Genomic DNA, 24279 nt, shown 5'->3' with positions numbered 1-24279 from the left:
ATTACCCAACGCGACCTTTTTTAACCGCTCGACACCATTGAATAGGATTCACCGGCTTTCCATTTTTTCTAATGCTGAAGTATAGACCGGCTTTTTGTTGTCCGCCACTCACTCCAACCGTTGCTATCATTTCACCCGCTTCAACCCAGTCACCCACTTCTTTGTACAACCCTTCATTGAAGGCATATAAACTCATATAGTTTGAACCATGATCGACGATAATCAACAAACCATAGCCTCTTAACCAATCCGCATACACTACTCTACCATGCGAGATAGCCTTAATGGCGGTGCCTTCGCTTGCAGCAATAACAACCCCGTCATAGCGACCAGATTGTCTTGCACTACCAAATCGCTTACGTATCGAGCCTTTTATAGGCCAAGGCAATCGACCTTTTAAGCTCTTAAAAGGTTTATTTTGCTGGGCCAACACAGGCGTATCAATAATGACTTGGCGAATACTAGCTAATAGCGTTGTTAAGCGTTTTTCATTTTCTTTTAATTCAGCCAATTCATCGGCCGCTGATTTCATCTCTTTACCTAACTGAGCCAACACCTTTTTACGTTGACTCTTAGCCGCCATTAACTGCTCGTTCTCCATTTTTTTTGCGTCAATAAAGGTGGCTAACTCACTCAACTGATCATCTAGCGCCACTTCAACATCGAGTAATTGTTTAATACCCGCGTCCAGTGCCGTTACATTGTCCAATCTCGCTTGGTTGAAATAGTCATAGTACTGTATTACTCGACTCATCCGATCTGGGTGCTGTTGATTAAGTAACATCTTCACACGCTGTTGCTTACCCATTAAATACGCCGACTTTAATTGCTCTGCCAATAACTGTTTTTGCACCTTAGTCTGTTCTTTTAGCCTAGCTTGCTGGGCTCGCAATTGCTTAATTTTTTTGTCTGTTTCATCAAGCTTTTCATTCAGCAAACGAAGCCTTTTTGAAGACTCAGCCAAGCGTTTATCCAGTTGTTTAAGCGCCTTTTCCTCTTTAGTTTTTGATTGCTGCGTTAAAGCGATGTTTTTTTCCACCAATTGCATCCGCTCGCGCAACAAAGCCAGTTGTTTCTTTTTCTCACTCTCAGACGATGCAAATAAGGACCCTGAACCCAGTAAAGAAACTAATATAAGCGTCGTTAAAATAAGTCGTTGCTTTAACATTCTTATTGGCTAGAGGTACTACTTTAACTGGTTAAATGAAGCAAACTATGCCCACTCATCTCGGCTGATGGACTAAGCCCCATAGCGGCCAACATCGTAGGCGCGACATCTGCTAAATCACCGCTGCTATCAAGCTGTGCGGAACGGCCAACATAAACAAAGGGCACTGGGTTGGTGGTATGCGCTGTGTGCGTCTGACCAGAATCTGGATCCGTCATTTGTTCGGCATTACCATGATCCGCCGTGATAAAAACCTCACCGCCTACTTTTTCAAGTGCTTCCAACAACCTTGCAATGCAGGCATCAATCGTTTCAACAGCTTTCACCGCTGCATCAAAATTACCTGTATGGCCAACCATATCGCAGTTTGCATAATTGGTAATAATGGCATCATATTTTTCTGATAAAACAGCCTCAACCAATTTATCTGTGAGTTCTGGCGCACTCATCTCTGGTTGTAAATCATATGTTTTAACATTTGGCGATGGAATTAAAACTCGATCCTCACCCTCATTTGGTGCGTCATCACCACCATTAAAAAAGAACGTAACATGCGCATACTTTTCAGTTTCAGCAATACGCAATTGCTTTAGACCTTTACTGGCAAGCACCTCTCCAAAGCCGTTATTTACCTCTATAGGAGGGTAGGCAACGGGCAAATCAAAATCCTCATGGTACTGTGTTAAACACACAAATTTATTCAATAACGGCGCCTCAGCTTGCTCAAACTCATTGAAGCCAGTTTCTGTAAATGCCCTGGTTAATTCACGTGTTCTATCTGATCTAAAATTCATAAAAACAACGCTGTCGCCATCTTCTATTTTAATAGCCTGGCTACTGGTAGGGTGTATGCTGGTTGGCAAGACGAACTCATCTGTTTGCTCGCGTCCGTAAGATGCCATTAATCCACTAATTGCATCTTCAGCAGAGTATTCTGCTTTCCCTTGGCTCAATAGGTCATACGCCAGTTGGACTCTATCCCAACGATTATCTCTATCCATCGCATAAAAACGACCTACTAAAGACACCGTTTTGCCAACACCTAACTGTTTATATAGAAGCTCCATTTTTTCTAATGACGCCTTAGCACTTTTCGGCGGTGTGTCCCTGCCATCTAAGATGGCATGCAAATAAAGCTTTTTAACACCTTTCTCAGCAGCCATTTCTATCATTGCTTTAAGGTGATCTTCATGGCTATGTACACCACCAGGCGATAATAAGCCTACAACATGTAGCGCCTTATCATCTTCAATCACATCCTTTACTACATCACAAAGTACTGGATTGTTTTTAAATTCACCCGAATGAACATCATCATTTAATTGCGTAAACGTTTGCGGCAATAAGCGTCCTGCACCCAAGTGCAAATGCCCAACCTCTGAATTACCCATTTGCCTATCTGGTAACCCCACTACCGAGCCTGAACAATCTAATAAAGCTTTAGGCTTGGTTGCCCATAGTCTGTCCCAGGTTGGCGTGTTCGCCGCATTAATGGCGTTAGATTCTCCTGCCTCAGCGTAACCAAAGCCATCTAAAATCATTAACACAATAGGGCGTTTAATTAAATGTTGCTTCAAAATGCTATCTCCACAGTTTGCTTGTTATAATGGGTTAATATATGTCATCCATTTTACGATATATGCCCTTTTAATACTTTAACTATATGCAAAGACAAGCCCTATGAGCAACCTAGCTATGGACAAACTCATCGAAAGTGATGAGGAAATAAACAAAGCCGCTGATCTTCTTAAAGTGCTCTCTCACCCTATTAGGCTAAAAATCATTTGTCAGCTAGGGCATGACGAAAAAACTGTACAACAACTATTAGACAGTGTTGGCTCTACCCAAAGCAACGTCTCACAACATCTTGCAATTATGCGAAATAATGGCGTTTTACAATACCGTAAAAATGCCACTCAAGTCCTCTATAGCGTGGCTGAAAAGGCCTCTATAGATGTCGTACATTTATTAAAAAAAATCTACTGCTAATTAATCTAATACTTTAAGGCTCACCCTAAGATGGATATTTATTTGGAATTTATCAGCAATCACAGCCTGCTTTTTATTGCCTTGCTGTTTGTTATTATTTTATTGTTACAGTCTTTTTTTAGCGACATTACCCGCAAATATAAACTCATTTCCCCATCTGAAGCGATCAACCTGATTAACCGTGAAGACGCTGTCGTTATTGATACACGTACTAAAGACGAGTTTAAAAGTGGTCACATTTCAGGCGCCGTATTGATGCCGATCTCTGAGATAAAAGATAACGCTGATGCGTTAAATAAATACGAGGAACGCCCGCTAATACTTTACTGTAAGTCAGGAACACGTTCTGACGAAGCTTGCAAAACACTCAGCAAGCTTGGCAGAACTAATGTGCATGCTTTAAGCGGTGGGATCCAAGCTTGGGAAGCCGCCAGCATGCCACTCGTTAAAAAATAACCCTTTTCATCTGGAATCCATATGGCCTCTACCGAACAAACCGCTTCATCTGACAAACAATTTGCAATTCAAAAACTATATGTAAAAGACCTATCTTTTGAATCGCCTAACACACCCACTGTTTTTACAGAAAAGTGGGAACCCAATGTTGATATAAACTTAAACAGTAATGCCAAAAAAGCACCTCAAGACCTTTTTGAAGTCTCAATCACTGTTACCGTCACCGTAAAAAATAATGACAGCGTGGCCTACTTAGTTGAAGCGACCCAGGTAGGAATTTTCGGTGTTAAAGGTTTCTCAGAGCCTGAGTTAGGCCCACTCTTAGGTAGCTTTTGCCCAAGTGTTTTATTTCCCTATTTACGTGAAGTGGTTTCTGAGGTTGTCACCAAAGGCGGCTTCCCTCCAATGTTACTAAACCCTGTTAACTTTGATGCTTTATACGCTCAGCATAGCCAACAAAACGATATCTCCAAAGCCAATTAACTAATACGCAGATGAGCCCTAAAAAAATAGCTGTTCTTGGTGCTGGCTCGTGGGGTACCGCCATGGCTGTGATGATGGCCAGAGCAGGTCACCACATTACATTATGGGGACATAACCCGAGCCATATTAAGCAACTCAAGATTGATAATAGTAACGTTGAATTTCTTCCTGGCACCGACTTCCCCAGCACCTTAAGCGTTACAGATCAGCTGGAAGAAACCGTCGAAGAACACGATTTTTTAATGCTTGCTGTTCCCAGTCATGCATTTAGACAAACGCTACTTAAATGTAAGCCTCAGCTTAAAAAAGATACTATCGTGAGCTGGATAACAAAAGGCTTTGAAACCGGCACAGGGCTATTAGCACATGAAATCGTCATAGAAACCCTAGGCAAGGATACAAAGTTAGCCCTAATCTCTGGGCCTAGTTTTGCACTTGAAGTTGCAGATAATCTGCCCACAGCCGTTGTAGTAGCTTCTACAGATATCGAGGTTGCCACTGAGGTTGCAGATATAATACGAAACTCTAACTTCCTGACCTTCCCAACTAAGCACCTTGCTAGCGCAGAAATAGGTGGCGCCATGAAAAATATCTTAGCCATTGCTGCCGGTATTTCTGATGGTTTAGGTTACGGAGCCAATGCTCGAGCCGCATTAATCACCCTAGGCTTAACTGAAATGGTACAACTCGGCCATGTCTATAATTGCTCGGAAAGTTCTTTTCTTGGCTTAGCCGGTGTCGGTGATTTAGTGTTGACTTGTACCGATAATAAATCACGTAACCGACGTCTTGGTTTACAGCTTGGACAGGGCAAAAAAATTGATGACGCAAAACAAACGATTGGCCAAGAAGTAGAAGGCATCCATGCTGCTCGTGAAGTGCATGCTATTTGTGAAAAGTGGTCACTCGATATGCCCATCTGCATTCAAACATACCGAATTTTGTATGAAGGATTAGCCCCTGACGTAGCCGTTAGATATTTGCTCAGCCGCGCTCAATTGGCCGAACCTCAGCTAGACTAGTTTTTACCATTCGAAATCATGTTGGCGCCATGCTTCATACACCGCTACAGCAACTGAGTTTGATAAATTAAGACTTCTATTACCCTCCTTCATTGGAATTAAAAGTCGCTGCTGCTCTGGTAAGGCTTCAATAAATGCCTTTGGCAAGCCTCTCGTTTCAGGACCAAAAACCAAGGCATCGCCAGCTTGATAGCTGACCTGCGAATAATTACTTTTTGCAAACCTAGAAAAAGCAAACACCCTGTTTGGTTTTTCGCCGTCTAAAAATTCATCAAAATTTTGATATTCCTTCACATCCGCCACGTCTCGGTAATCCATCCCTGCTCGCCTTAACTGTTTATCGTTAATTTCGAAACCGAGCGGGTGAATTAAACTTAAACGCACCCCAGCATTAGCGCAAAGGCGCATTACATTACCCGTATTAGGAGGAATTTCTGGTTCAAATAAAACGACATGGATCATGATGATATTAACCTTGGGTTAACTGGTATAATTGAGCATATTATCTCACTATCAGTCAGCAAATGTTACACCCTAAATTAGCCTCTTACTTTTGTGGAATGCGATTCCAAACACCCGTTGTCTTACTTTCTGGCTGTGTTGGCTTCGGTCAAGAATACACCCGCGTAGAGGGTTTTTCTCATCGAGATATTGGCGCTGTTTGCCTTAAAGGCACCACGTTGAGCGCCCGCCCTGGAAACCCAACACACCGCGTTTACGAAACCCCATCGGGCATGTTAAACGCGATTGGCCTGCAAAACCCCGGTGCCAATAAGGTTGTTGATGAGATACTTCCTTCGCTAAATTTCCAAGAAACTCGTTTTATTGCGAATGTTTCTGGCTCCACTATTGAAGAATACACTGAGGTAACACGGCTTTTTGATCAATCTGCTATTGATGCCATAGAAATTAATATTTCTTGCCCGAATGTAAAAGAAGGTGGTGTGACATTTGGCAACGATCCTGACATGTCTGCACGCGTGGTAGAAGCCTGTCGATCCGTTACCAACAAACCACTAATTACTAAACTATCCCCCAATCAAACAAATATTGCTGACAATGCACAACGTTGTATTGACGCCGGTAGCGATGCCTTTTCAGTCATCAACACCTTAATGGGCATGGCTATCGACACCAACACAAGAACCCCCATTATTGGTAATGTACAGGGCGGGCTTTCTGGCCCGGCAATTAAACCCATTGCTTTATTGAAAGTTCATCAAGTCTATCAAGTCTGCAAAGCACATAATATTCCTATTATTGGCCAAGGCGGTATCACTACCGCTAATGATGCGCTTGAGTTTATTATTGCTGGAGCTAGCGCAGTTGGTCTTGGTACAGGGCTATTCTATGACCCCTTACTGAGTAAAAAAGTTAATGATGGGATAGTCGATTATCTCGATACACACCAACTTAACCACTTTTCTGAATTAATCGGTAGCCTCGACTGTTAAGCACTAAAATCTTTAATTTTCCGAGTTAAGGTATTTCGCCCAAGGCCTAGTAATTTTGCCGCTTCTTGCCGGCGCCCCTTGGTAACATCCAATGCTTGCATAATTAATACTTTTTCTACCGAAGCCACCACCCTTTTCGCCACATCTGCTTCCCCTGCTAATAATCTTTTAGTAATATCTTCTTTTGCAGCGTCTAACCAGTCACCCTCAACCATCACTTTTTCTGTCGAGGTGATATTTTTCAACTCATCAGGTAGGTCATCTAACTGAATGATGTTGCTCGGGCACATTGCCGTTAATAAATGACAGGTATTTTCAATTTGCCTTACGTTGCCCAACCAAGGCAAACCTGACAGATACCGCATGGATTCGTCATCCAACAACTTCACATCATCTTCCAACTCGCTGGCAGCCTTAGCTAAAAAATGTTTTAGAAGTAATGGAATATCTTCGCGACGTTCTCGAACCGGAGGGATTTTGATACGCACCACATTTAAACGATGGAATAAATCTTCTCTAAAAAGTTTTTCTTCAACAAGTTTTTCTAGCCCCTGATGTGTTGCCGCAATAATACGCACATCCACCTTTATTGGTTGATGACCACCGACAGAAAAGAACTCTCCATCTGACAGTACCCGCAATAAACGTGTTTGCATATCTGCTGGCATATCACCAATTTCATCTAAAAACAGCGTCCCACCATCGGCTTGCTCAAAACGCCCTTTTCGACGACTCGTTGCGCCAGTAAATGCCCCTTTCTCATGCCCAAATAGCTCAGACTCTAATAAATCTTTAGGAATCGCCGCCATATTTAACGCTATAAACGGTTTATCTCTTCTTAAACTATGTTGATGAAGGGCCTTGGCAACTAATTCCTTACCGGTGCCTGATTCTCCATTTACCATCACCGTAATATTAGACTTTGACAAGCGCCCAATCGCCCTAAAAACAACCTGCATAGCTGGAGCACTACCAATAATGCCCGACTCACTGGCCTCATCTTGAGTATCAGGTTGCTCAACAGCGCTTGTTTTCTTTTTAAGGTGCTCGTAGGCTCGTTCAACTTGATTAACAACCTCATCAACATCAAAAGGTTTAGGCAAATATTCAAAAGCACCACCATCATAGGCAGACACCGCACTGTCCATATCTGAATGAGCCGTCATCACAATCGCAGGTAAATCTGGATAATGTTTCTGTAGTTCTGCAAGGAGTTCAATGCCACTTTTGCCGGGCATACGAATATCAGTTAGCAACACATCCGGCTTATCTTTACGCATAAGATTTAGAATACCCTCTGCACTTTCAAAACATGTGACTTGGTGCCCCTCTCTTTTTAATGCTGTTTCCAACACCCATCGAATAGAACGATCATCATCGACCACCCATGCTTTTATCTTTTCACCCATAATTAATACTATCCATTTATCTGATGCTTACGTTTTACTCGACAACCCATTAGGTATTACACTCCCTAGTTATCCTGCTTTTTCTAGCGGTAATATTGTTGAAAAAACCGTGTGGCCCGGTTCACTGGCCACTTCTATAATGCCACTATGGCGCTGCACATTTGTCTGAGCTATTGATAAGCCCAAACCTGTTCCGTCAGTTCGCCCAGTCACCATTGGGTAGAAAATTTTTGTTTGCATCTCTTTCTCGATGCCAGGCCCATCATCAATTACATCAATTTTTACCGCTAACTTTCTAGTCTCATCACCTATCGTAAAATTTCGATGTATTCGCGTTCTAAGGATAATTTCACCACCATCTTGAACAGCTTGCGTTGCATTCCTAACTACATTTAGTAATGCTTGAATAAGCTGATCTTTATCTGCATTGATATCTGGAAGACTAGGATCATAATCTGCTCTTATGATGACTTTTTCATTAACCTCGGCTTCCACTAATTGCCTTACACGTTCCAAAATCACATGTATATTAATGTATTGATGATTCGGTAACTCTGATGACCCCAACATTCGATCAACTAGCGTTCTTAAGCGGTCCGCCTCTTCGATAATAACGTGTATATAGTCAGAAAAATCACCATTTAACTCTTTTGATAGCAACTGAGCAGCCCCCCTAATACCACCTAATGGGTTTTTAATTTCATGGGCAAGCCCTCGTAACATATTGGTCGCTAGTTCATTTTGTGCTAATAATTTTTCATCATGATCGATCTGTAAATAGTAATTAAAATCAACGATTTCAACGAGCAGCTCTTCTTCATCGTCATTACTATTATTTGATAATGGTGTTGCTGATAAACTTACGCTTCTTTTTGTTCCAACGGGGTGGCCGATGGGAACCAAGTGCTCAGTCACTTTTGACCCTAGTTGCCGGCTACGCTGAAACACCTTATTGATATCAAAGCGTGCGGTTTCAAACAGGTTTTCTGCCTTCGCGCCAATGGCTTTACGTTCACTGATATCAAGTAATTCTTCAGCTGCATTGTTTATATAAACTAACGCATTTTTTTCGTTAAACAGCAATATACCGACAGACAGTTGTTCCATGACAGAATTTGGCATAAAGGTGTGTTTTTTCATTCTAGATACCTAGCAATTAATGCGCCAAGTAGTATGAGGCGCCCTCTTTAATAAACATAGGTCTCATCATACTCGTTAACAGAAATTTTATGCACCAGTACAGTGCATTTTTATTTTAACGTCCCATTGTTAAACGCTTTATATCTTTATGATGCTGTGCTTCTTTGTAAATAAAAAGTCACACTGGGGCTAGTTATTTTTACCTCACCATTCTTATCTATTACTTGCACCTGAACAACATGCGCACCACGCTCCACCCCCTCAAGATTGAAGCCTTCTTGAACCACCCCATCAAGTAATAATTCAACCGTATCTTCTTCTTGCAAAGCCGGCTGCAAATCATATGTAACATTCACAATACCTTGATTACTCCTAACCGTTCCCTGCTCAATGGGTGAAATAATACTAATATGATCATAAGGAATATTGGCTTCAGTTAACTCTTTGCGCTCTTCTGAAGTCACTATTTTTTTTGTAGGAATATTAGGTGCCTCATAAGTCATAATCGGCGGCACAATCACTTTCTCTGCACCTTTAACAGGTGTGTCGGAGTAGGCTGTTTTCCCTTGTTTATTGATATATTTATAAACATCGGCTTGCACAAAACCCGCTAAAAAAATTGTGATTAAAATAATACTTCGCTTCATACCCTGCTCCTTTATGACTGTGCTATGCAACCATAAGACCATATTTCTTAAAATTTGTGCAAAAAAAACCCCGCAATAGCGGGGTTTTCATTACATCAATGCAATTTTACAAGCTGTAGTACATATCAAACTCAATCGGGTGAGTGCTCATCCTTAGGCGAGTCACTTCTTCCATTTTTAATTTAATGTAGCCATCAATCATATCATCAGTAAACACACCGCCCTCAGTTAAGAATGCACGGTCTTTATCCAATGCAACTAGTGCTTCATCAAATGAAGTCGCTACTTGTGGAATTGCAGCTTCTTCTTCTGGTGGCAAATCATAAAGGTCTTTATCCATAGCTTCGCCAGGGTGGATCTTATTCTTAATACCATCAAGACCCGCCATTAACATGGCTGAGAAACATAAGTATGGGTTTGCCGTTGAATCAGCAAAACGCACTTCAATTCGACGACCTTTAGGGTTTGCTACAAAAGGAATTCGAATAGATGCTGAACGGTTACGTGCAGAATAAGCCAACATAACAGGTGCTTCAAAACCCGGTACTAAACGTTTGTAGCTGTTTGTTGAAGCATTTGCGAAGGCGTTAATTGCCTTAGCATGTTTAATAATACCGCCAATATAAAACAAGGCTATTTCAGATAAACCGCCATATAAATCACCAGAAAATAATGCTTTGCCGTCTTTAAAAATTGATTGGTGAACATGCATACCATTACCGTTATCACCAACGATTGGCTTCGGCATAAAAGTAGCTGTTTTGCCATAGGCGTGAGCAACGTTTTGAACTACATATTTAAGCTCTAAGACCTCATCTGCTTTCTTCACCAATGTATTGAACACTGTGCCAATTTCACACTGGCCCGCTGTTGCTACTTCATGGTGATGAACTTCAGTCTCTTGACCCATTTCTTCAAGCGTTAAACACATAGCCGCACGCATGTCATGAAGAGAATCAACAGGAGGGACTGGGAAATAACCGCCTTTTGTACCAGGACGGTGACCCATGTTGCCACTTTCATAATCTTTTTCTGAATTCCAGCCCGCTTCTTCAGAGTCTATTTTATAAAAAGACCCCGACATGTCTGTTTTCCAACGAATATCATCAAATACAAAAAACTCATTTTCTGGACCAAAATAAGCCGCGTCACCAATACCTGTTGACTGAAGATACTCTTCTGCTCTTTTAGCAATTGAGCGAGGGTCTCTTTCATAGCCAGACATATCGCTAGGCTCAACAACATCACAACGGATAATCAGCGTTACGTCATCAAAAAATGGGTCTAAAACAGCTGTTGATGGATCTGGCATCAAAATCATGTCTGACTCATTAATACCCTTCCAACCTAGAATGGAAGATCCATCAAACATTTTGCCGTCCTCAAACACATCAGCATCTACCGTATGTGATGGAACTGTTACGTGTTGTTCTTTACCAATAGTATCAACGAAACGGAAATCAACAAAAGCGACTTCTTTTTCTTTGATCAAATCTAATACATCTTGTGCTGACATGATTACTCCTAAAGTTTTTTAAATGATTGCTTCTAAAATTAAGTTAGCTCGACATTTTGTGCACATAATATGCCAAAACATAACTTGTTGTATTTTACGGATATTTACCTTTTTCACGGCTTAAAATCCCAATATTGGTGCATTATTTACACTAGCCGCACCAATTTTGGGCAATTTAAACAAATAACACTTTTACATCCGTCACCTCTGGAAGTGTTAACGTTTTCTTTTTAAATTTTTCTGACACATCCCGTGCTTCACTAATATTATTAATGACCTCTAAAGGAAGCTCTATTTCAACCTCTACCTTACCATCCAGATAATGAAGGGTGACATTTGACACTCCGTCTTTTTCAGCAATGCCTTCCCATGACTCATTAAGCTGGCCTATAAGACGATGCCTTAAGGGTAAATCGACACTTGGCGAATAAATCTCATCATCCTCTGGGTCGATATGGACCGTCACCTCACCAATATTTTCAACGCCCTTTATTAATGATAAGCGTACCCTTTCGCTAATTAAATGTCCCTCAGAAACACTTATTTTAGGGTCCACCAAGATATGCACATCTACAAGAGCTGTATCCCCCATTTTTCGAGTACGTAAAAAATGTAGCTCTCTCGTGCCACTGGCGTCTAATATGATTTGCTTAATTTTTTCTACAACCTCTTCATCCAATGCAGTGTCGACTAACTCCTTACTCGCATTCAATGCTAGATCAACCCCAACCTTTGCCACCATTAGACCCACGATAATTGCCGCAATAGAATCAAAGTATTGAAAGCCAGCCATATCAAGACCAACACCTATTAATACAACTAAAGAAGAAATCGCATCACTCCTGTGATGCCACGCATTAGCCTTCATCAACTCAGATTTTGTATCCCGAGCAATTTTCATCGTCAGCTGGTACATGACTTCATTAGATAAGACAGAGATCATTACAATAGTAATAACCAACCAACCATGCAGCAATACATCATCATTAAAGAAGCCGGCTATTGCATTCCAAATAATTCCCCCAGCCGTAGCCACCAACAAAGCACCTAAAATGACGGTTGCTAATGTTTCAAACCTTGCATGACCGTACGGGTGTTTTTCGTCCGCCTCTTGGCCGGCATGATGCGATGCGTAATACACCAAGCCATCTGTTAATAAATCGGACAGAGAATGAAAACCGTCAGCGACCAATGCGTGTGATTGAGCGAACCAACCACAACCAATTTTGAAAACGGACAATACTAAATTAGCCAAGCCACCAATCACGGTGATATTCTTTTTGGCCCTGGTTTCAGTCATCAGTTGAGACATATTATTTAATCGCTTCCAACTTTGATAATTAGGATATATTCGTGATCAATTTCTTCTGTGCTTAAAACAGTATGTCCATTGATTCTACACCAAGCAGGAATATCTTGCATAACACCAGGATCTGTACAGCTGACTCTTACTTTATCACCTGAAGAAAGTGTCTTTATTATATTTTGCGTTTTTATAACCGGCATAGGGCACATTAACCGGCGTGCATCTAGCTCTATCATACGCGCCAAGCGTCTTGAATCTGATCCGCCTTTAAAGGCGTTACGGTAAAGTTTTTATTAACCCCGTTCTCAGTCACTTCAACATCAACAGTTTTTGCATCTCTACCTTGACTAAACCGTGCGACAATTTGTGCCGCTAGTTTAAGGTCTTCATCATTGGCCGTTCCATCCAGCAACGTTAATGGCCCTTTATGACTCATGGTTCTTAGCGTTATAAACTGCTTTTTATAACCCTGTAAGAAATTATTCTCACCTTCTTCACGAGCCACTATCAATTTAAAGTTTGGTTTTGGTCGAATATGCCGGCCTACTTTTAACAACATAATGTCGTCTATTTCATAATCTCGTTTGCCTCGAGAAGCCCATAAATCAGTTAACTTAACGGAATACGCTTTATCGGTTAAGAAACAACAACCACCAGCAGGTTGGGCGTAATCATCAAAGCCAAATTTTTCAGCCAGCGCCATTTGAGGTTTACGTGTCCGCCCACTAAAGTCATACAATTGGTCACGATTAACCCAGCCTTCACGCTCGGGCAGCGTTTCTGGCAAATTTTGCGCGCACAAAGGGCGCAATAACAAATCATCCGCGCCCGACTCTTCAGAAATTACCGGCATAGTCTCCTTACGCTGTGACATCGGACGTTGACCAATAACTTCACCGGTAATAATAAAGTCAAAGCCATTTTCTTCTGCCCACTCTTTGGCTTTTCCCACCATAAAGATTTTACAATCTAAACAAGGGTTCATATTGGCGCCATAACCATGCTTTGGGTTAAGCAAAACATCTTTATATTCTTCAATAATATCAATAATATGAAGCTTAATGCCTAGCTTTTCAGCGCTCCATAATGCATTGTTTCTTTTCGGTTTTGCTTTATCTTTTTTTCGAATTGCATGGGTATGCCCTTCCACACAAAACCCTGTATAAAAATTTATACCCTCTACATGAACCCCTTGCTCAAGCATAACTTTTGCCGCTAATAGTGAATCTAAACCACCTGATATCAGTGCGACCGCTTTACGTTGCGTTGCCATAATCTTCTCTTAAATACATTGATTGATCATTATACCCAAAGGGCCTCAAGTTTCGTATAAATGCTTAAATAGCTTATGCATTTAAGCTTGCTTTAATGATAAGTGTAGGCTTATTAGATATACTTCTCTTTTTTATTCAAACAACCGCCGAAACTACTGTGTCAAAATCTACTCAAGACCTTATGACGTTCCAAGGCCTTATCCTTGCTTTACAAGAATATTGGGCTAACCAAGGGTGTGCTATTCTTCAACCGCTAGACCTTGAAGTGGGCGCTGGAACTTTCCACCCTGCCACTTTTTTGCGTGCCATAGGCCCTGAACCTTGGTCAACGGCCTATGTACAACCCTCGCGCCGCCCAACCGATGGCCGCTTTGGTGAAAACCCAAACCGTCTACAACATTATTATCAGTTTCAGGTGCTTATCAAACCATCGCCCATTGATATTCAAGACTTATATTTAGGTTCACTCAGTCATCTTGGTTTAGACATGCTTGAACATGATATACGCTTTGTTGAAGATAACTGGGAGTCTCCTACCTTAGGTGCTTGGGGCTTAGGCTGGGAAGTCTGGTTAAATGGTATGGAAGTCACCCAATTCACCTATTTTCAACAAGTCGGCGGCTTAGATTGCCGCCCCGTTAGTGGCGAAATCACCTATGGTCTAGAACGCATTGCCATGTATATACAGGGCGTTGAAAGTGTGTATGACCTTGTCTGGACTAAGACCAATAAGGGTGTCGTTACTTACGGTGATGTATTTCACCAAAATGAAGTGGAACAATCGGCTTACAACTTTGATCATGCCAATATAGACGCCATGTTTAAACAATTCGATGAATGCGAACAGGCTTGCAACCTTTTAATTGAAAAAGGTTTGCCACTGCCTGCTTACGAACAAGTTTTAAAAGCCTCGCATACCTTTAACTTATTAGATGCTCGTCACGCCATTTCTGTGACTGAACGGCAGCGCTTTATTTTACGTGTCCGCAGCCTTTCTAAAATGGTCGCTGAAACATATTTTGCCTCTCGAGAAGCGCTAGGCTTCCCCATGCTAAAAACTGAGGAGACACCGTAATGGCCGAAACAAAAGATTTATTGTTTGAGCTCGGTTGTGAAGAACTTCCACCATCAACATTAAAAACCTTACGCGACCACCTGCTATCTGCAATATGCAGTGGCCTTGAAGAGGCAAAATTAGGTTTTACTCGTACTCATAGTTTTGCCACACCCCGCCGTTTAGCTGTATGGATAGAAGAACTCGAAACAACTCAAGAAGATATTCATGTTGAAAAGCGTGGCCCCGCTATAGCGGCTGCTTATGATGCTGAAGGCAACCCATCTAAAGCTGCTTTAGGGTTCGCACGTGGCTGTGGCGCTAGTTTTGATGACCTTGGCACGCTGAAAACAGATAAAGGCGAGTGGCTTTCGTATAAAAAGCTTGAAAAAGGTCAATCGGCTAAAGCGCTTATTCCTAGCATTATAGAAAAAGCCTTGACTCGCTTACCAATTGCAAAACGTATGCGCTGGGGTCATTCTAACGATGCATTTGTACGGCCTGTACATTCAGTATTATTGCTCTTAGGTGATGAGGTCATTAATACTCAATTTTTTGCTGTTAACGCCTCAAATACTTCATTCGGTCATCGCTTTCATGCACCTGGCCCTATTACCATTGAAGAGGCCAGCCAATACAATGATAAGCTCGCTAATGCCCACGTGATCGCTTCTTTTGAAGACCGCAAAGCCCTTATTGAACAGCAAGCCATTCAAGCTGCTAACGCGGTCAATGGTCAAGCGCACATCGAACCTAGCTTGTTAGATGAAATTACTGCATTAGTAGAATACCCTGTTGCCGTAACAGGTAGTTTTGACGACCATTTTTTAGCACTCCCCAAAGAAGTCCTCATTACCACCATGCAAATCAACCAAAAATACTTCCCTATTTTGGATGAGAACGGCGAGTTGCTTCCATACTTTATTACCATTAGTAATATTGATAGCAACAACCCAAGCTCTGTTAGTCATGGTAATGAGCGAGTTATTCGCCCGCGCTTATCCGATGCTGAGTTTTTCTGGCAACAAGATATGAAAAAGACACTTGCTGAACGAATCAGCTCATTAGATAACGTCATTTTTCAGCAAAAGTTGGGATCTATTGGTGAAAAAACTCGTCGCGTTGAAAAACTCTCTATTCAACTTGCCGATCAACTCGGGCGTGATACAGCACTAGCCTCACGCGCCGCACTTCTCAGTAAAACAGACCTGGTAACGGATATGGTTGGCGAATTTGCTAGCCTACAAGGCGTTATAGGCCGTTACTATGCCAAAGAAAATGGCGAACCAGATGAAGTCGCCGAAGCCTTACAAGAACAATACTGGCCGAAACAGTCGGGTGGTGTGCTACCGACCAGCAAAACAGGTCAACTTCTTGCCCTTACCGATAAACTCGATACCGTTGTGGGGATTTTCAGTGTCGGTTTATTACCTACCGGCGACAAAGACCCATTTGCTTTACGTCGCGCCTCTTTAGGTATTTTAAGGATTATTATTGAAGGTCAACTCGAATTTGACCTAAAAGAACTCATTAGCCTATCTTGTGCGCAATTTAGCCACACGTTTGACGCAAATAAGACCAAAGAGCTCGTTTTAAATTTTATGCTCGACCGTTTAAAAGGCTATTGTTTGTCAAATCATTACTCTCCTGAGCAATTCGTTTCCGTTGCCTCTGTTGACTGTACTCGACCTGTAGATTTTATGAATCGTATTCGTGCGGTCAAAGATTTTTCTAAACTAGACGAAGCTATGAGCTTAACTGAGGCCAATAAACGGATTCAAAACTTATTAAAGAAAGCACCGGACAATGTCAGCGCGCTTTTTGATGCCTCGCGTTTAGTCGATCAGCAAGAAATCTACCTATATCAACAATTACAACTGATCGAAACACAGACTCAGCCATTAATCGAGCAACAACAATATATTGAAGCGCTAAAAGTATTATCTAAGCTGAAAACGCCCATCGATGATTTCTTTGAACACGTTTTTATTATGGCCGAAGATGAACAGCTTAAACATTCGCGGTTGGCTTTGCTTAACAAAATTCACTCTAATTTTATTAAAATAGCTGATATATCAATTTGTTAGATAGACAGTAATGCTTACTAAAATAAACAAGCCAGACATTATTTTAGACCGTGATGGTGTTATTAATATCGACAGTGACAGCTACGTTAAAAGTGTTAATGAATGGCTCCCAATTCAAAGTAGCATTCTTGCGATTGCTAACTTGCACAAAGCAGGTCATCGAATTTTTATTGCAACCAACCAATCCGGTTTAGGTCGTGGGTACTTTAGCTTAGATACCTTAACCGCCATGCACAACAAAATGCTCGATTTAATACATCAAGCCGGCGGTGAAATTACTGGGATAGCCTTTTGCCCACACACACCTGATGATCATTGTACTTGCCGTAAACCAAAGCCTGGCTTATTGCATGATTTATCCCTAGAATTCAATATTGATTTAAACGCCGCTATTGTCATTGGCGATAGCCTAAGGGACTTACAAGCCGCAACTGAAGCTGGTTCAAAAGCCATACTTGTTTTGACCGGAAAAGGAAAAAAAACTCAACAAGAAAACCCTGAGCTCCCTTACCCTATTTTTGAGACACTTTATGACGCAAGCCAAAACATCCTTATTTAAACTGTTAATTCCCGGATTACGATCGGTTGTTTTTTTTATATTCCAAGTCACTACTTTGTTTATATTTGCACCACTGGTTCTACTGTCTTTTCCGTTCTCCTATAACATAAGATACGCCATAGCTAGCACCTGGGCTAAACTGGTTATTAAAGGCCTTAAAGTTATTTGTAAGCTGGATTTTCAGGTAACTGGTTTAGAAAACATAAAAGGTAATGGCATTATTTTTTGTAAACATCAATCTGCTTGGGAAACCTTTGCGTTACAAGTCATGTTTCCAGAGCAATGCTGGGTCTTAAAAAAAGAACTGCTGTGGATCCCTTTATTTGGCTGGGCGCTTGCACTAACGCAACCTATTGCAATAGACCGCTCAAAAAAGAGTAAATCGTTTCGACAAATTATCAAACAAGGCAGCCAACGACTTCAATCTGGTCGGTGGGTTGTTATTTTTCCAGAAGGCACACGAACAGCCCCTGGTGAACGAAAAAAGTACATGGTAGGCGGTGCCTTATTAGCGGAAAAGTCTGGTTACCCGGTTATTCCTGTTGCACATAATGCCGGCGAGTTTTGGAAAAAAAATGCTTTCATAAAGCACCCAGGTACGATTCAAGTTCGAATTGGAAAAATGATCGACAGTAACGCCATGTCTGCCAAAGAGCTCAATCAACAAGCAGAAAACTGGATTGAAGGGCAGATGGAAGAAATAACAAACAAATCGCCTTAAAACGTTATTAGTGTCCCTTAACTATCATGCTATTAAATCAACTCTTATAGCTTTCAAGTGATCACTAATAACCCCATTAGCAATAGGTTTTATTAGGTATAGTTGACCTATCCAGAGTAAAGTTTCGGCTTTAAAGCATGCCTTCTTTAACTAGAAAGTCGATAATGCTGGCGCGACCTTCACCGGTCTTAAGGTTTGTAAAAACATAAGGTTTATCTACTCGCATTCGCTTCGTATCCTTATCCATTACATCCAATGATGCGCCTACATAGGGTGCTAAATCAATTTTGTTAATCACTAAAAGGTCTGAGCGCGTAATACCAGGGCCACCTTTCCTAGGAATTTTTTCTCCTTCAGCAACATCAATAACATAAATTGTAATATCGGCTAATTCAGGACTAAATGTAGCCGATAAATTATCACCACCGCTTTCAATAAATATTAGATCTAAATCTGGAAATTTCTCACTCAAATCCTCAACAGCAGCAAGGTTCATTGATGCATCTTCACGAATAGCTGTATGAGGACAGCCACCCGTTTCAACCCCCACAATTCGATCAGCTGCAAGCGCTTCACTTTTAGTTAAGAATTGCGCATCTTCTTTTGTATAAATATCATTCGTAACCACTGCTAACTGGTAATCAGCACGCATCGCTTTACAAAGGGAGTCCAATAAAGCTGTTTTACCTGACCCAACCGGGCCACCCACTCCAACTCGTAAAGGTATTTTTTTTGAACTATTCATCATTTTCTTTTTTTACCCAAATGTTAAGATCTAAATAATCGTGTGTATTGTGTTTCGTGGCGTGCGCTAGCATGAGCCAACGCTGGCGATGAGCTACCTATATCTTCATCAAGAATTTCCAACCCCTGCTCCACTGCTGTAGCTAACGGCTTTGCTAAATCACGTAAAATACGTTGGCCAGAAACTTGACCTAAAGGTATTAGTTTTACACCAGAAATAACTAGGTTCTCCAGCCAAGTCCAAGCAAAACCATGAGCAGCTATATTGACAGGAATACCCCATTGATTGACAGCTAACGCAAACCCAGCTGTTTGCGTTTTCGCCAGTGTTGACTGTAAATCAATAGAAGCCTCCACCTCTAAATCTATTAATAATCGCGTCATTGCTCGGCCACGGTTATTTTCTTCTAATCTCAGCTCACTGGTTTCTCTATAGGCCAATAAAATATCTGACCAACGCTTTAATGCTAATTCGTCATTATCTTCACACGCTCTAAGCATTCTCAAAAAAACTGGAATTTCAAGCTGTTGCAGATTAGTTTTTATGAGATCTAATAACCATGCTCGCAAATCGTTTTCACTATTCACCCAGTGTCCTTCAACAGCCCATTCTATGCCTTGTGAGTATGTGAATCCGCCTATCGGCAACGCACTACTACACAATTGTAATAGCCGTATTAAACTAACATTAGACTCCAGCATTAATTACTTTTTACTAAAAGCGGCCCCAATAACAACAATCAAAACAATGCCCAACGATAAAGGCCACACATGTTCTGGATTTGAAAATATATGCGAAATATTTTCTGATAGGTTGTGCCCATGCTCTTGGTGGGCATATGCTAAAGCTGGAAATAAAGTGACGATCGCTACGAGTAATTTATTCATGAAGAAAGCTCCTACTTAATGTTCATGGTGATGTAATCCAGTACTTTGATAAGCACCTGGCTCAGGTTCAAATGGCGCTTTTTCGACCTTAACGGTTAACCCAAACCCCTTAAGCATGTCGTCTAAAACATGGTCATGAAGGTAGCGCAGCTGTCCGGGTTTAATCTGTAGGGCAACATGCCTATTACCCAAGTGGTAACTTGCTCTTGCCTGTAATAGATAATCATCGCAATTTACTGTCGACACGGTTTCATCCGCAGCAATGACCTTAACAACCAACCCATCGGTACTTACTAATAAGTCTCCATGATAAAGAGTTTGGCCTCTTTCTAAAAATAAGCCAACTTCTCGTCCATCATCTAGGGTTGATCGTAGCCGACTTTTAACCCTACTTGCCAGTGGCAGGGTTAAGCTTGCTTGCGCATCAGCCGCTTCTTTCAGTTTTTTTACTAACTTCAGCATCATTAAAATAAAAAATATCGTTGCGTTAACGGTAACTCTGTTGCTGGCTCACAGGTCAACTGCTCACCATCAGCAAACACTTGATAGGTTTGAGGGTCAACTTGAATATTAGGCTGATAATCATTAAGCAGCATATCCGACTTACATACATCACGGCAATGTTTGACTACCCCAATCATGCTTTTTAAGCCTAACTTGCCTGCAATATCATCTTTCGCAGCAGCTTGCGACACAAACGTCATACGAGTTGCATGCCGTGCACCGCCGAGTGCTCCAAACATAGTTCGATAATGCACTGGCTGAGGTGTAGGAATAGATGCATTTGGATCGCCCATTGGAGCGGCTACTATCATGCCACCTTTAATAATCAGACTTGGTTTAGTGGCAAAAAATGCGGGCGACCATAAAACCAAGTCAGCTAATTTACCGACCTCAATTGAGCCTAATTCATGAGACATGCCATGTGTTATTGCAGGATTAATTGTATATTTAGCAATATAGCGTTTTGCTCTAAAGTTATCCGACAACTCATCATCTGTTTCTAATGCACCCCGTTGTACTTTCATTTTATGTGCTGTCTGCCATGTGCGCGTAATAACTTCGCCAACCCGTCCCATTGCTTGCGAATCAGACGCAATCATTGAAAATGCACCTAGGTCATGCAGAATATCTTCTGCTGCTATGGTTTCCCGGCGAATACGAGACTCTGCGAAAGCCACATCTTCAGCAATATTAGGGTCTAAATGATGGCAAACCATCAACATATCTAAATGTTCATCCACCGTATTGATCGTATAGGGCCTTGTTGGGTTCGTCGAGGATGGTAATACAAACGATTCACCACAGGCCTTGATAATATCTGGCGCATGACCACCGCCAGCACCTTCCGTATGGTACGTATGAATTGTACGCCCCTTCATTGCACCTAAGGTATGTTCTACAAAACCGGACTCATTTAATGTGTCTGTATGAATTGCGACTTGTACATCCATTTTCTCAGCTACTGACAAGCACGTGTCAATTGAAGCCGGTGTCGTCCCCCAATCTTCATGTAATTTAAGGCCAATCGCGCCGGCTGTTATTTGTTCTACTAGTGGCTCTTCACTACTGGCATTGCCTTTAGCTAAGTAACCGATATTCATCGGCAATTCTTCTGCTGCTTCCAGCATTCGATGCATATTCCAAATACCCGGTGTACACGTGGTGGCGTTAGTTCCAGTAGCAGGGCCGGTACCACCACCTAACATGGTGGTGATACCTGACATCAAAGCTTCTTCAACCTGTTGAGGACAAATAAAGTGAATATGCGAATCCACACCACCGGCCGTTAATATTTGGCCTTCTCCGGCAATGACCTCGGTTCCTGGCCCAACGACTATATCAACACCGGGCTGTACATCAGGGTTACCGGCTTTACCAATACCAACAATACGTCCATGTTTAATACCAACATCCGCTTTAATAATACCCCAGTGATCTAGAATTAATGCATTGGTAATGACCACATCAACGACCTCCGCATCTACACGTTGGCTCTGCCCCATTCCATCACGAATAACTTTACCACCACCAAATTTTACTTCATCACCATAGATGGTTCGGTCATCTTCAACTTTAATCCAAAGCTCGGTATCACCTAATCGAACACGATCCCCTGTCGTGGGCCCGTACATCTCCATATAAGCTTGTCTACTAATCCTGGTCATGAGTCCGTCTCCAAAGTACCCATTACTTCAGCATTAAAGCCGTACACTTTTCGATCTCCCGCATAGGCGACCAACTCCACTTCCCGCGTTTGCCCTGGTTCAAAACGCACCGCTGTACCGGCAGCTATATTTAATCTAAACCCATAGGTTTTTTTTCGATCGAATGTTAAAGCAGGATTGGTTTCAAAAAAGTGATAGTGAGAACCAATTTGAATCGGACGGTCACCCGTATTAGCCACACTAACAAGGACTGTTTCACGGCCAACGTTAAGCTTAATCGAGCCCTCTAGAACCTTTACTTCACCTGGAATCATAAGGCACCTTCCTGTCGTACTTTATTAAACAATTGGATCATGGATAGTTACCAACTTTGTACCATCGGGAAATGTTGCCTCAACTTGTACCTCCTGAATCATTTCGGCAATGCCTGTCATTACATCATCTCGTGTTAATAGTGTGCGACCAAAATTCATTAATTCAGACACACTTTGTCCATCTCGCGCACCCTCTAGTATGGCCGAACTAATATAAGCAATGGCTTCAGGGTGATTTAACTTTACACCTCGCGCTTTGCGCCGCTCAGCTAGTAATCCTGCGGTAAAAATTAATAACTTATCTTTTTCTCTTGGGGTCAAATTCATAATTAATCCTACTAAGTAGCCCAGATGCGTGGTGAACAGGCTTTACGCTTGAGTACCAATGGCCTTAATTCACCCCATAGACGAGTGAATATTTTCCTACATTGCTCCGTAGAATCACCTAAATATCGCACCAATAAACAGTCTTCGACTAAGGTTGCGGCAATCAATACGTTATTATCATCTGTCAATAATGTTCGCACCATCTCTAGCATGCTGTTGTTTGCAGGCGTTGCCAAAAAAATAGCCATCACCGAATTATTACGTAAACCGGTTGGTGACTCCAATTTATTTGCTTCAACGTTCATTTTTTCTATTAATAGCGGTCTCTCATTACGACTAAGCATAAAATCCAACTGCAAGCGACCTTCGGTAAATTTTTGTTGATTAGCTGGTAAACCAAAACAATGCATTTCCCAGCCTATAAATTGTGCTGTTGGCGTAAGGTCGATATGAGTACTCAAATGAACTTTCGCGCCAGGAAAATAAATATTTTCCTGAGGAAACCACTCTAATGCTGCCCCTTCATCTACAGTTAGCCTTTGTTGTTGGTGTGCTGTATCGCCTTGGCTTTTGTAATACTTCGTTGCACCCGGCGTAGTTAATAGCGTATTAGCCTGCTGCCCCACATCCACATTTATATACAAGCGATCACCACCTACCACTCCACCCGGTGGATGTAATATATACAAGTGACATACATCACCTTCAGGATAAAATGCACGCTGAACAGCTAAGGGCCCACGTTGTTGGCGTGCAGACAACACCGTTTTATTCACTTGCACTGCAAACTTTAAATCCAGCTGAGCCTCCCAACCAGACACTGTTTCTGTCTCTATTGTTGACGTTAATGCTGAACTCATACGGTTAAATATTCACTGACCAAATCATCCGTTAATTCAGCAATTTCACCCTTAGCTACTGCGCACCCGCGTTCCATAATGATAAATTGGTCAGCAACTTTTTTAGTTATCGGTAACTTTTGCTCAACAAGCAATACGGTTAACCCAGCTTCTTTGTTCAATTTATTAATAATATCGCCAATTTCTTGAACTATATTTGGCTGAATACCCTCTGTAGGCTCATCAAGAATTAACATAACAGGATCAAGCGCTAGGGCACGCCCAATAGCTAATTGTTGTTGCTGGCCACCCGACAAGTCTCCTCCACGGCGTTGTGACATTTCTTTTAATACCGGGAACATTTCATAAATAGACTCAGGAATTGTTCGCACCTTATCTCGGCGTGATGATAATCCAATTTTTAAATTTTCTTCTACCGTTAACAGTGGAAAAACTTGTCGCCCTTGAGGTACATAACCGATCCCTAAACTCGCTCGTTTTTCCGCAGATAATTTAGATAGCTCTTGACCATCAAACATCATGCTTCCAGATTTTGTTGGCAAAATTCCCATCACACTTTGGACTAGAGTGGTTTTTCCAACACCGTTGCGCCCCATCAAACAGGTACATTTCCCTTTAGGTATTTCTATATCTAAATCCCACAATGTATGACTTTGACCATAGTATTGATTTAATTTTTCAATTTTTAACATC

Annotated in this window: 28 protein-coding genes; 9 read left to right on the top strand and 19 right to left on the bottom strand. The window is 41.6% G+C overall.

The window, feature by feature from the left end:
- Position 1: 1 nt before the first annotated feature.
- Positions 2 to 1168, bottom strand: a complete 1167-nt coding sequence (locus tag CYCME_RS00185; RefSeq protein ID WP_020931764.1) for a murein hydrolase activator EnvC family protein — start codon at positions 1166 to 1168, stop codon at positions 2 to 4.
- Positions 1169 to 1191: 23 nt separating this feature from the next.
- Positions 1192 to 2730, bottom strand: coding sequence for a 2,3-bisphosphoglycerate-independent phosphoglycerate mutase (gene gpmI / locus CYCME_RS00180; protein WP_223253248.1), 1539 nt, complete (start codon positions 2728 to 2730; stop codon positions 1192 to 1194).
- Between the two features lie 118 nt (positions 2731 to 2848).
- On the opposite strand from gpmI, the gene CYCME_RS00175 reads away from it, so the two are divergent.
- The 4 genes from CYCME_RS00175 to CYCME_RS00160 are packed head-to-tail and all read left to right on the top strand — an operon-like array spanning position 2849 to position 5118.
- The gene (locus CYCME_RS00175; protein ID WP_016390261.1) at positions 2849 to 3157 is read left to right on the top strand and encodes an ArsR/SmtB family transcription factor; all 309 of its coding nucleotides are present in this window, start codon (positions 2849 to 2851) and stop codon (positions 3155 to 3157) included.
- Positions 3158 to 3187: 30 nt separating this feature from the next.
- A complete protein-coding gene (locus tag CYCME_RS00170; protein WP_015004847.1) occupies positions 3188 to 3613 on the top strand; it encodes a rhodanese-like domain-containing protein in 426 nt (141 codons plus the stop codon).
- 21 nt (positions 3614 to 3634) lie between these two features.
- Entirely contained in the window at positions 3635 to 4096 is a 462-nt protein-coding gene (gene secB / locus CYCME_RS00165; RefSeq protein ID WP_015004846.1) for a protein-export chaperone SecB, read from the top strand.
- An 11-nt stretch (positions 4097 to 4107) separates the two neighbouring features.
- Positions 4108 to 5118, top strand: coding sequence for an NAD(P)H-dependent glycerol-3-phosphate dehydrogenase (locus CYCME_RS00160; protein WP_020931762.1), 1011 nt, complete (start codon positions 4108 to 4110; stop codon positions 5116 to 5118).
- 3 nt (positions 5119 to 5121) lie between these two features.
- Here the strand turns inward: CYCME_RS00160 and CYCME_RS00155 are convergent, their stop codons facing one another.
- Positions 5122 to 5580, bottom strand: a complete 459-nt coding sequence (locus CYCME_RS00155; RefSeq protein WP_015004844.1) for a tRNA (cytidine(34)-2'-O)-methyltransferase — start codon at positions 5578 to 5580, stop codon at positions 5122 to 5124.
- 62 nt (positions 5581 to 5642) lie between these two features.
- Between CYCME_RS00155 and CYCME_RS00150 the strand changes: the two genes are divergently transcribed.
- Positions 5643 to 6572, top strand: a complete 930-nt coding sequence (locus CYCME_RS00150) for a dihydroorotate dehydrogenase (protein ID WP_015004843.1) — start codon at positions 5643 to 5645, stop codon at positions 6570 to 6572.
- On the opposite strand, the gene ntrC is transcribed toward CYCME_RS00150, so the two are convergent.
- From ntrC to CYCME_RS00115, 7 genes are all read right to left on the bottom strand, one after another.
- Positions 6569 to 7981, bottom strand: coding sequence for a nitrogen regulation protein NR(I) (ntrC, locus tag CYCME_RS00145; protein WP_020931761.1), 1413 nt, complete (start codon positions 7979 to 7981; stop codon positions 6569 to 6571). The two genes, CYCME_RS00150 and ntrC, sit on opposite strands and share 4 nt — an antisense overlap.
- Positions 7982 to 8050: 69 nt before the next feature.
- Positions 8051 to 9121, bottom strand: coding sequence for a nitrogen regulation protein NR(II) (gene glnL, locus CYCME_RS00140; protein WP_020931760.1), 1071 nt, complete (start codon positions 9119 to 9121; stop codon positions 8051 to 8053).
- Between the two features lie 146 nt (positions 9122 to 9267).
- Entirely contained in the window at positions 9268 to 9768 is a 501-nt protein-coding gene (locus tag CYCME_RS00135; RefSeq protein WP_015004840.1) for a DUF4124 domain-containing protein, read from the bottom strand.
- Positions 9769 to 9874: 106 nt separating this feature from the next.
- Positions 9875 to 11284 carry a glutamate--ammonia ligase gene (gene glnA / locus CYCME_RS00130; RefSeq protein ID WP_015004839.1) on the bottom strand — a complete coding sequence of 470 codons (1410 nt, stop codon included), beginning with the start codon at positions 11282 to 11284 and terminating at the stop codon, positions 9875 to 9877.
- Between the two features lie 175 nt (positions 11285 to 11459).
- Positions 11460 to 12584, bottom strand: a complete 1125-nt coding sequence (locus CYCME_RS00125) for a cation diffusion facilitator family transporter (RefSeq protein ID WP_223253200.1) — start codon at positions 12582 to 12584, stop codon at positions 11460 to 11462.
- Positions 12585 to 12601: 17 nt separating this feature from the next.
- Positions 12602 to 12826 (bottom strand): sulfurtransferase TusA family protein, encoded by a 225-nt coding sequence (locus CYCME_RS00120; RefSeq protein WP_015004837.1) that lies wholly within the window; start codon positions 12824 to 12826, stop codon positions 12602 to 12604.
- Complete coding sequence (locus CYCME_RS00115) at positions 12823 to 13863, bottom strand: tRNA (5-methylaminomethyl-2-thiouridylate)-methyltransferase (RefSeq protein WP_015004836.1); 1041 nt, start codon at positions 13861 to 13863, stop codon at positions 12823 to 12825. Before CYCME_RS00115 ends, CYCME_RS00120 begins: the two co-directional genes overlap by 4 nt.
- Before the next feature lie 95 nt (positions 13864 to 13958).
- Here CYCME_RS00115 and glyQ point away from each other — a divergent pair, with 95 nt between their 5' ends.
- From glyQ to CYCME_RS00095, 4 genes are read left to right on the top strand one after another with little or no spacing between them, the layout of a single operon-like run.
- Entirely contained in the window at positions 13959 to 14939 is a 981-nt protein-coding gene (gene glyQ / locus CYCME_RS00110) for a glycine--tRNA ligase subunit alpha (protein WP_015004835.1), read from the top strand.
- Complete coding sequence (gene glyS, locus CYCME_RS00105; protein WP_020931759.1) at positions 14939 to 17005, top strand: glycine--tRNA ligase subunit beta; 2067 nt, start codon at positions 14939 to 14941, stop codon at positions 17003 to 17005. Before glyQ ends, glyS begins: the two co-directional genes overlap by 1 nt.
- Before the next feature lie 10 nt (positions 17006 to 17015).
- Positions 17016 to 17564, top strand: a complete 549-nt coding sequence (gene gmhB, locus CYCME_RS00100) for a D-glycero-beta-D-manno-heptose 1,7-bisphosphate 7-phosphatase (RefSeq protein WP_020931758.1) — start codon at positions 17016 to 17018, stop codon at positions 17562 to 17564.
- Positions 17536 to 18285 carry a lysophospholipid acyltransferase family protein gene (locus CYCME_RS00095; protein ID WP_015004832.1) on the top strand — a complete coding sequence of 250 codons (750 nt, stop codon included), beginning with the start codon at positions 17536 to 17538 and terminating at the stop codon, positions 18283 to 18285. Before gmhB ends, CYCME_RS00095 begins: the two co-directional genes overlap by 29 nt.
- 130 nt (positions 18286 to 18415) lie before the next feature.
- Here the strand turns inward: CYCME_RS00095 and ureG are convergent, their stop codons facing one another.
- The 9 genes from ureG to urtE are packed head-to-tail and all read right to left on the bottom strand — an operon-like array spanning position 18416 to position 24278.
- Positions 18416 to 19030: an urease accessory protein UreG gene (gene ureG / locus CYCME_RS00090; protein ID WP_015004831.1), complete on the bottom strand. Its 615-nt coding sequence runs from the start codon at positions 19028 to 19030 to the stop codon at positions 18416 to 18418.
- A gap of 23 nt (positions 19031 to 19053) precedes the next feature.
- On the bottom strand, positions 19054 to 19731 hold the full coding sequence (locus CYCME_RS00085; RefSeq protein WP_020931757.1) for an urease accessory protein UreF: 678 nt from the start codon (positions 19729 to 19731) through the stop codon (positions 19054 to 19056).
- Between the two features lie 3 nt (positions 19732 to 19734).
- Entirely contained in the window at positions 19735 to 19917 is a 183-nt protein-coding gene (locus tag CYCME_RS00080; protein ID WP_016390251.1) for a hypothetical protein, read from the bottom strand.
- A 15-nt stretch (positions 19918 to 19932) separates the two neighbouring features.
- Complete coding sequence (gene ureE / locus CYCME_RS00075; protein WP_015004828.1) at positions 19933 to 20382, bottom strand: urease accessory protein UreE; 450 nt, start codon at positions 20380 to 20382, stop codon at positions 19933 to 19935.
- Positions 20382 to 22085 (bottom strand): urease subunit alpha, encoded by a 1704-nt coding sequence (gene ureC / locus CYCME_RS00070; protein ID WP_020931755.1) that lies wholly within the window; start codon positions 22083 to 22085, stop codon positions 20382 to 20384. The genes ureE and ureC overlap by 1 nt, the downstream gene beginning before the upstream one ends.
- Positions 22082 to 22399: an urease subunit beta gene (locus CYCME_RS00065; RefSeq protein WP_015004826.1), complete on the bottom strand. Its 318-nt coding sequence runs from the start codon at positions 22397 to 22399 to the stop codon at positions 22082 to 22084. The genes ureC and CYCME_RS00065 overlap by 4 nt, the downstream gene beginning before the upstream one ends.
- A gap of 24 nt (positions 22400 to 22423) precedes the next feature.
- Positions 22424 to 22726 carry an urease subunit gamma gene (gene ureA / locus CYCME_RS00060; RefSeq protein WP_015004825.1) on the bottom strand — a complete coding sequence of 101 codons (303 nt, stop codon included), beginning with the start codon at positions 22724 to 22726 and terminating at the stop codon, positions 22424 to 22426.
- An 11-nt stretch (positions 22727 to 22737) separates the two neighbouring features.
- Positions 22738 to 23586: an urease accessory protein UreD gene (locus CYCME_RS00055; protein ID WP_041932844.1), complete on the bottom strand. Its 849-nt coding sequence runs from the start codon at positions 23584 to 23586 to the stop codon at positions 22738 to 22740.
- Entirely contained in the window at positions 23583 to 24278 is a 696-nt protein-coding gene (gene urtE, locus CYCME_RS00050; RefSeq protein ID WP_020931753.1) for an urea ABC transporter ATP-binding subunit UrtE, read from the bottom strand. The genes CYCME_RS00055 and urtE overlap by 4 nt, the downstream gene beginning before the upstream one ends.
- Between the last annotated feature and the right edge of the window lies 1 nt (position 24279).

Source organism: Cycloclasticus zancles 78-ME (assembly GCF_000442595.1).
Taxonomy (GTDB): Bacteria; Pseudomonadota; Gammaproteobacteria; order Methylococcales; family Cycloclasticaceae; genus Cycloclasticus; species Cycloclasticus pugetii.
The sequence above is the reverse complement of the archived record's forward strand: the minus strand, read 5'-3'. Positions and strand labels throughout refer to the sequence as shown.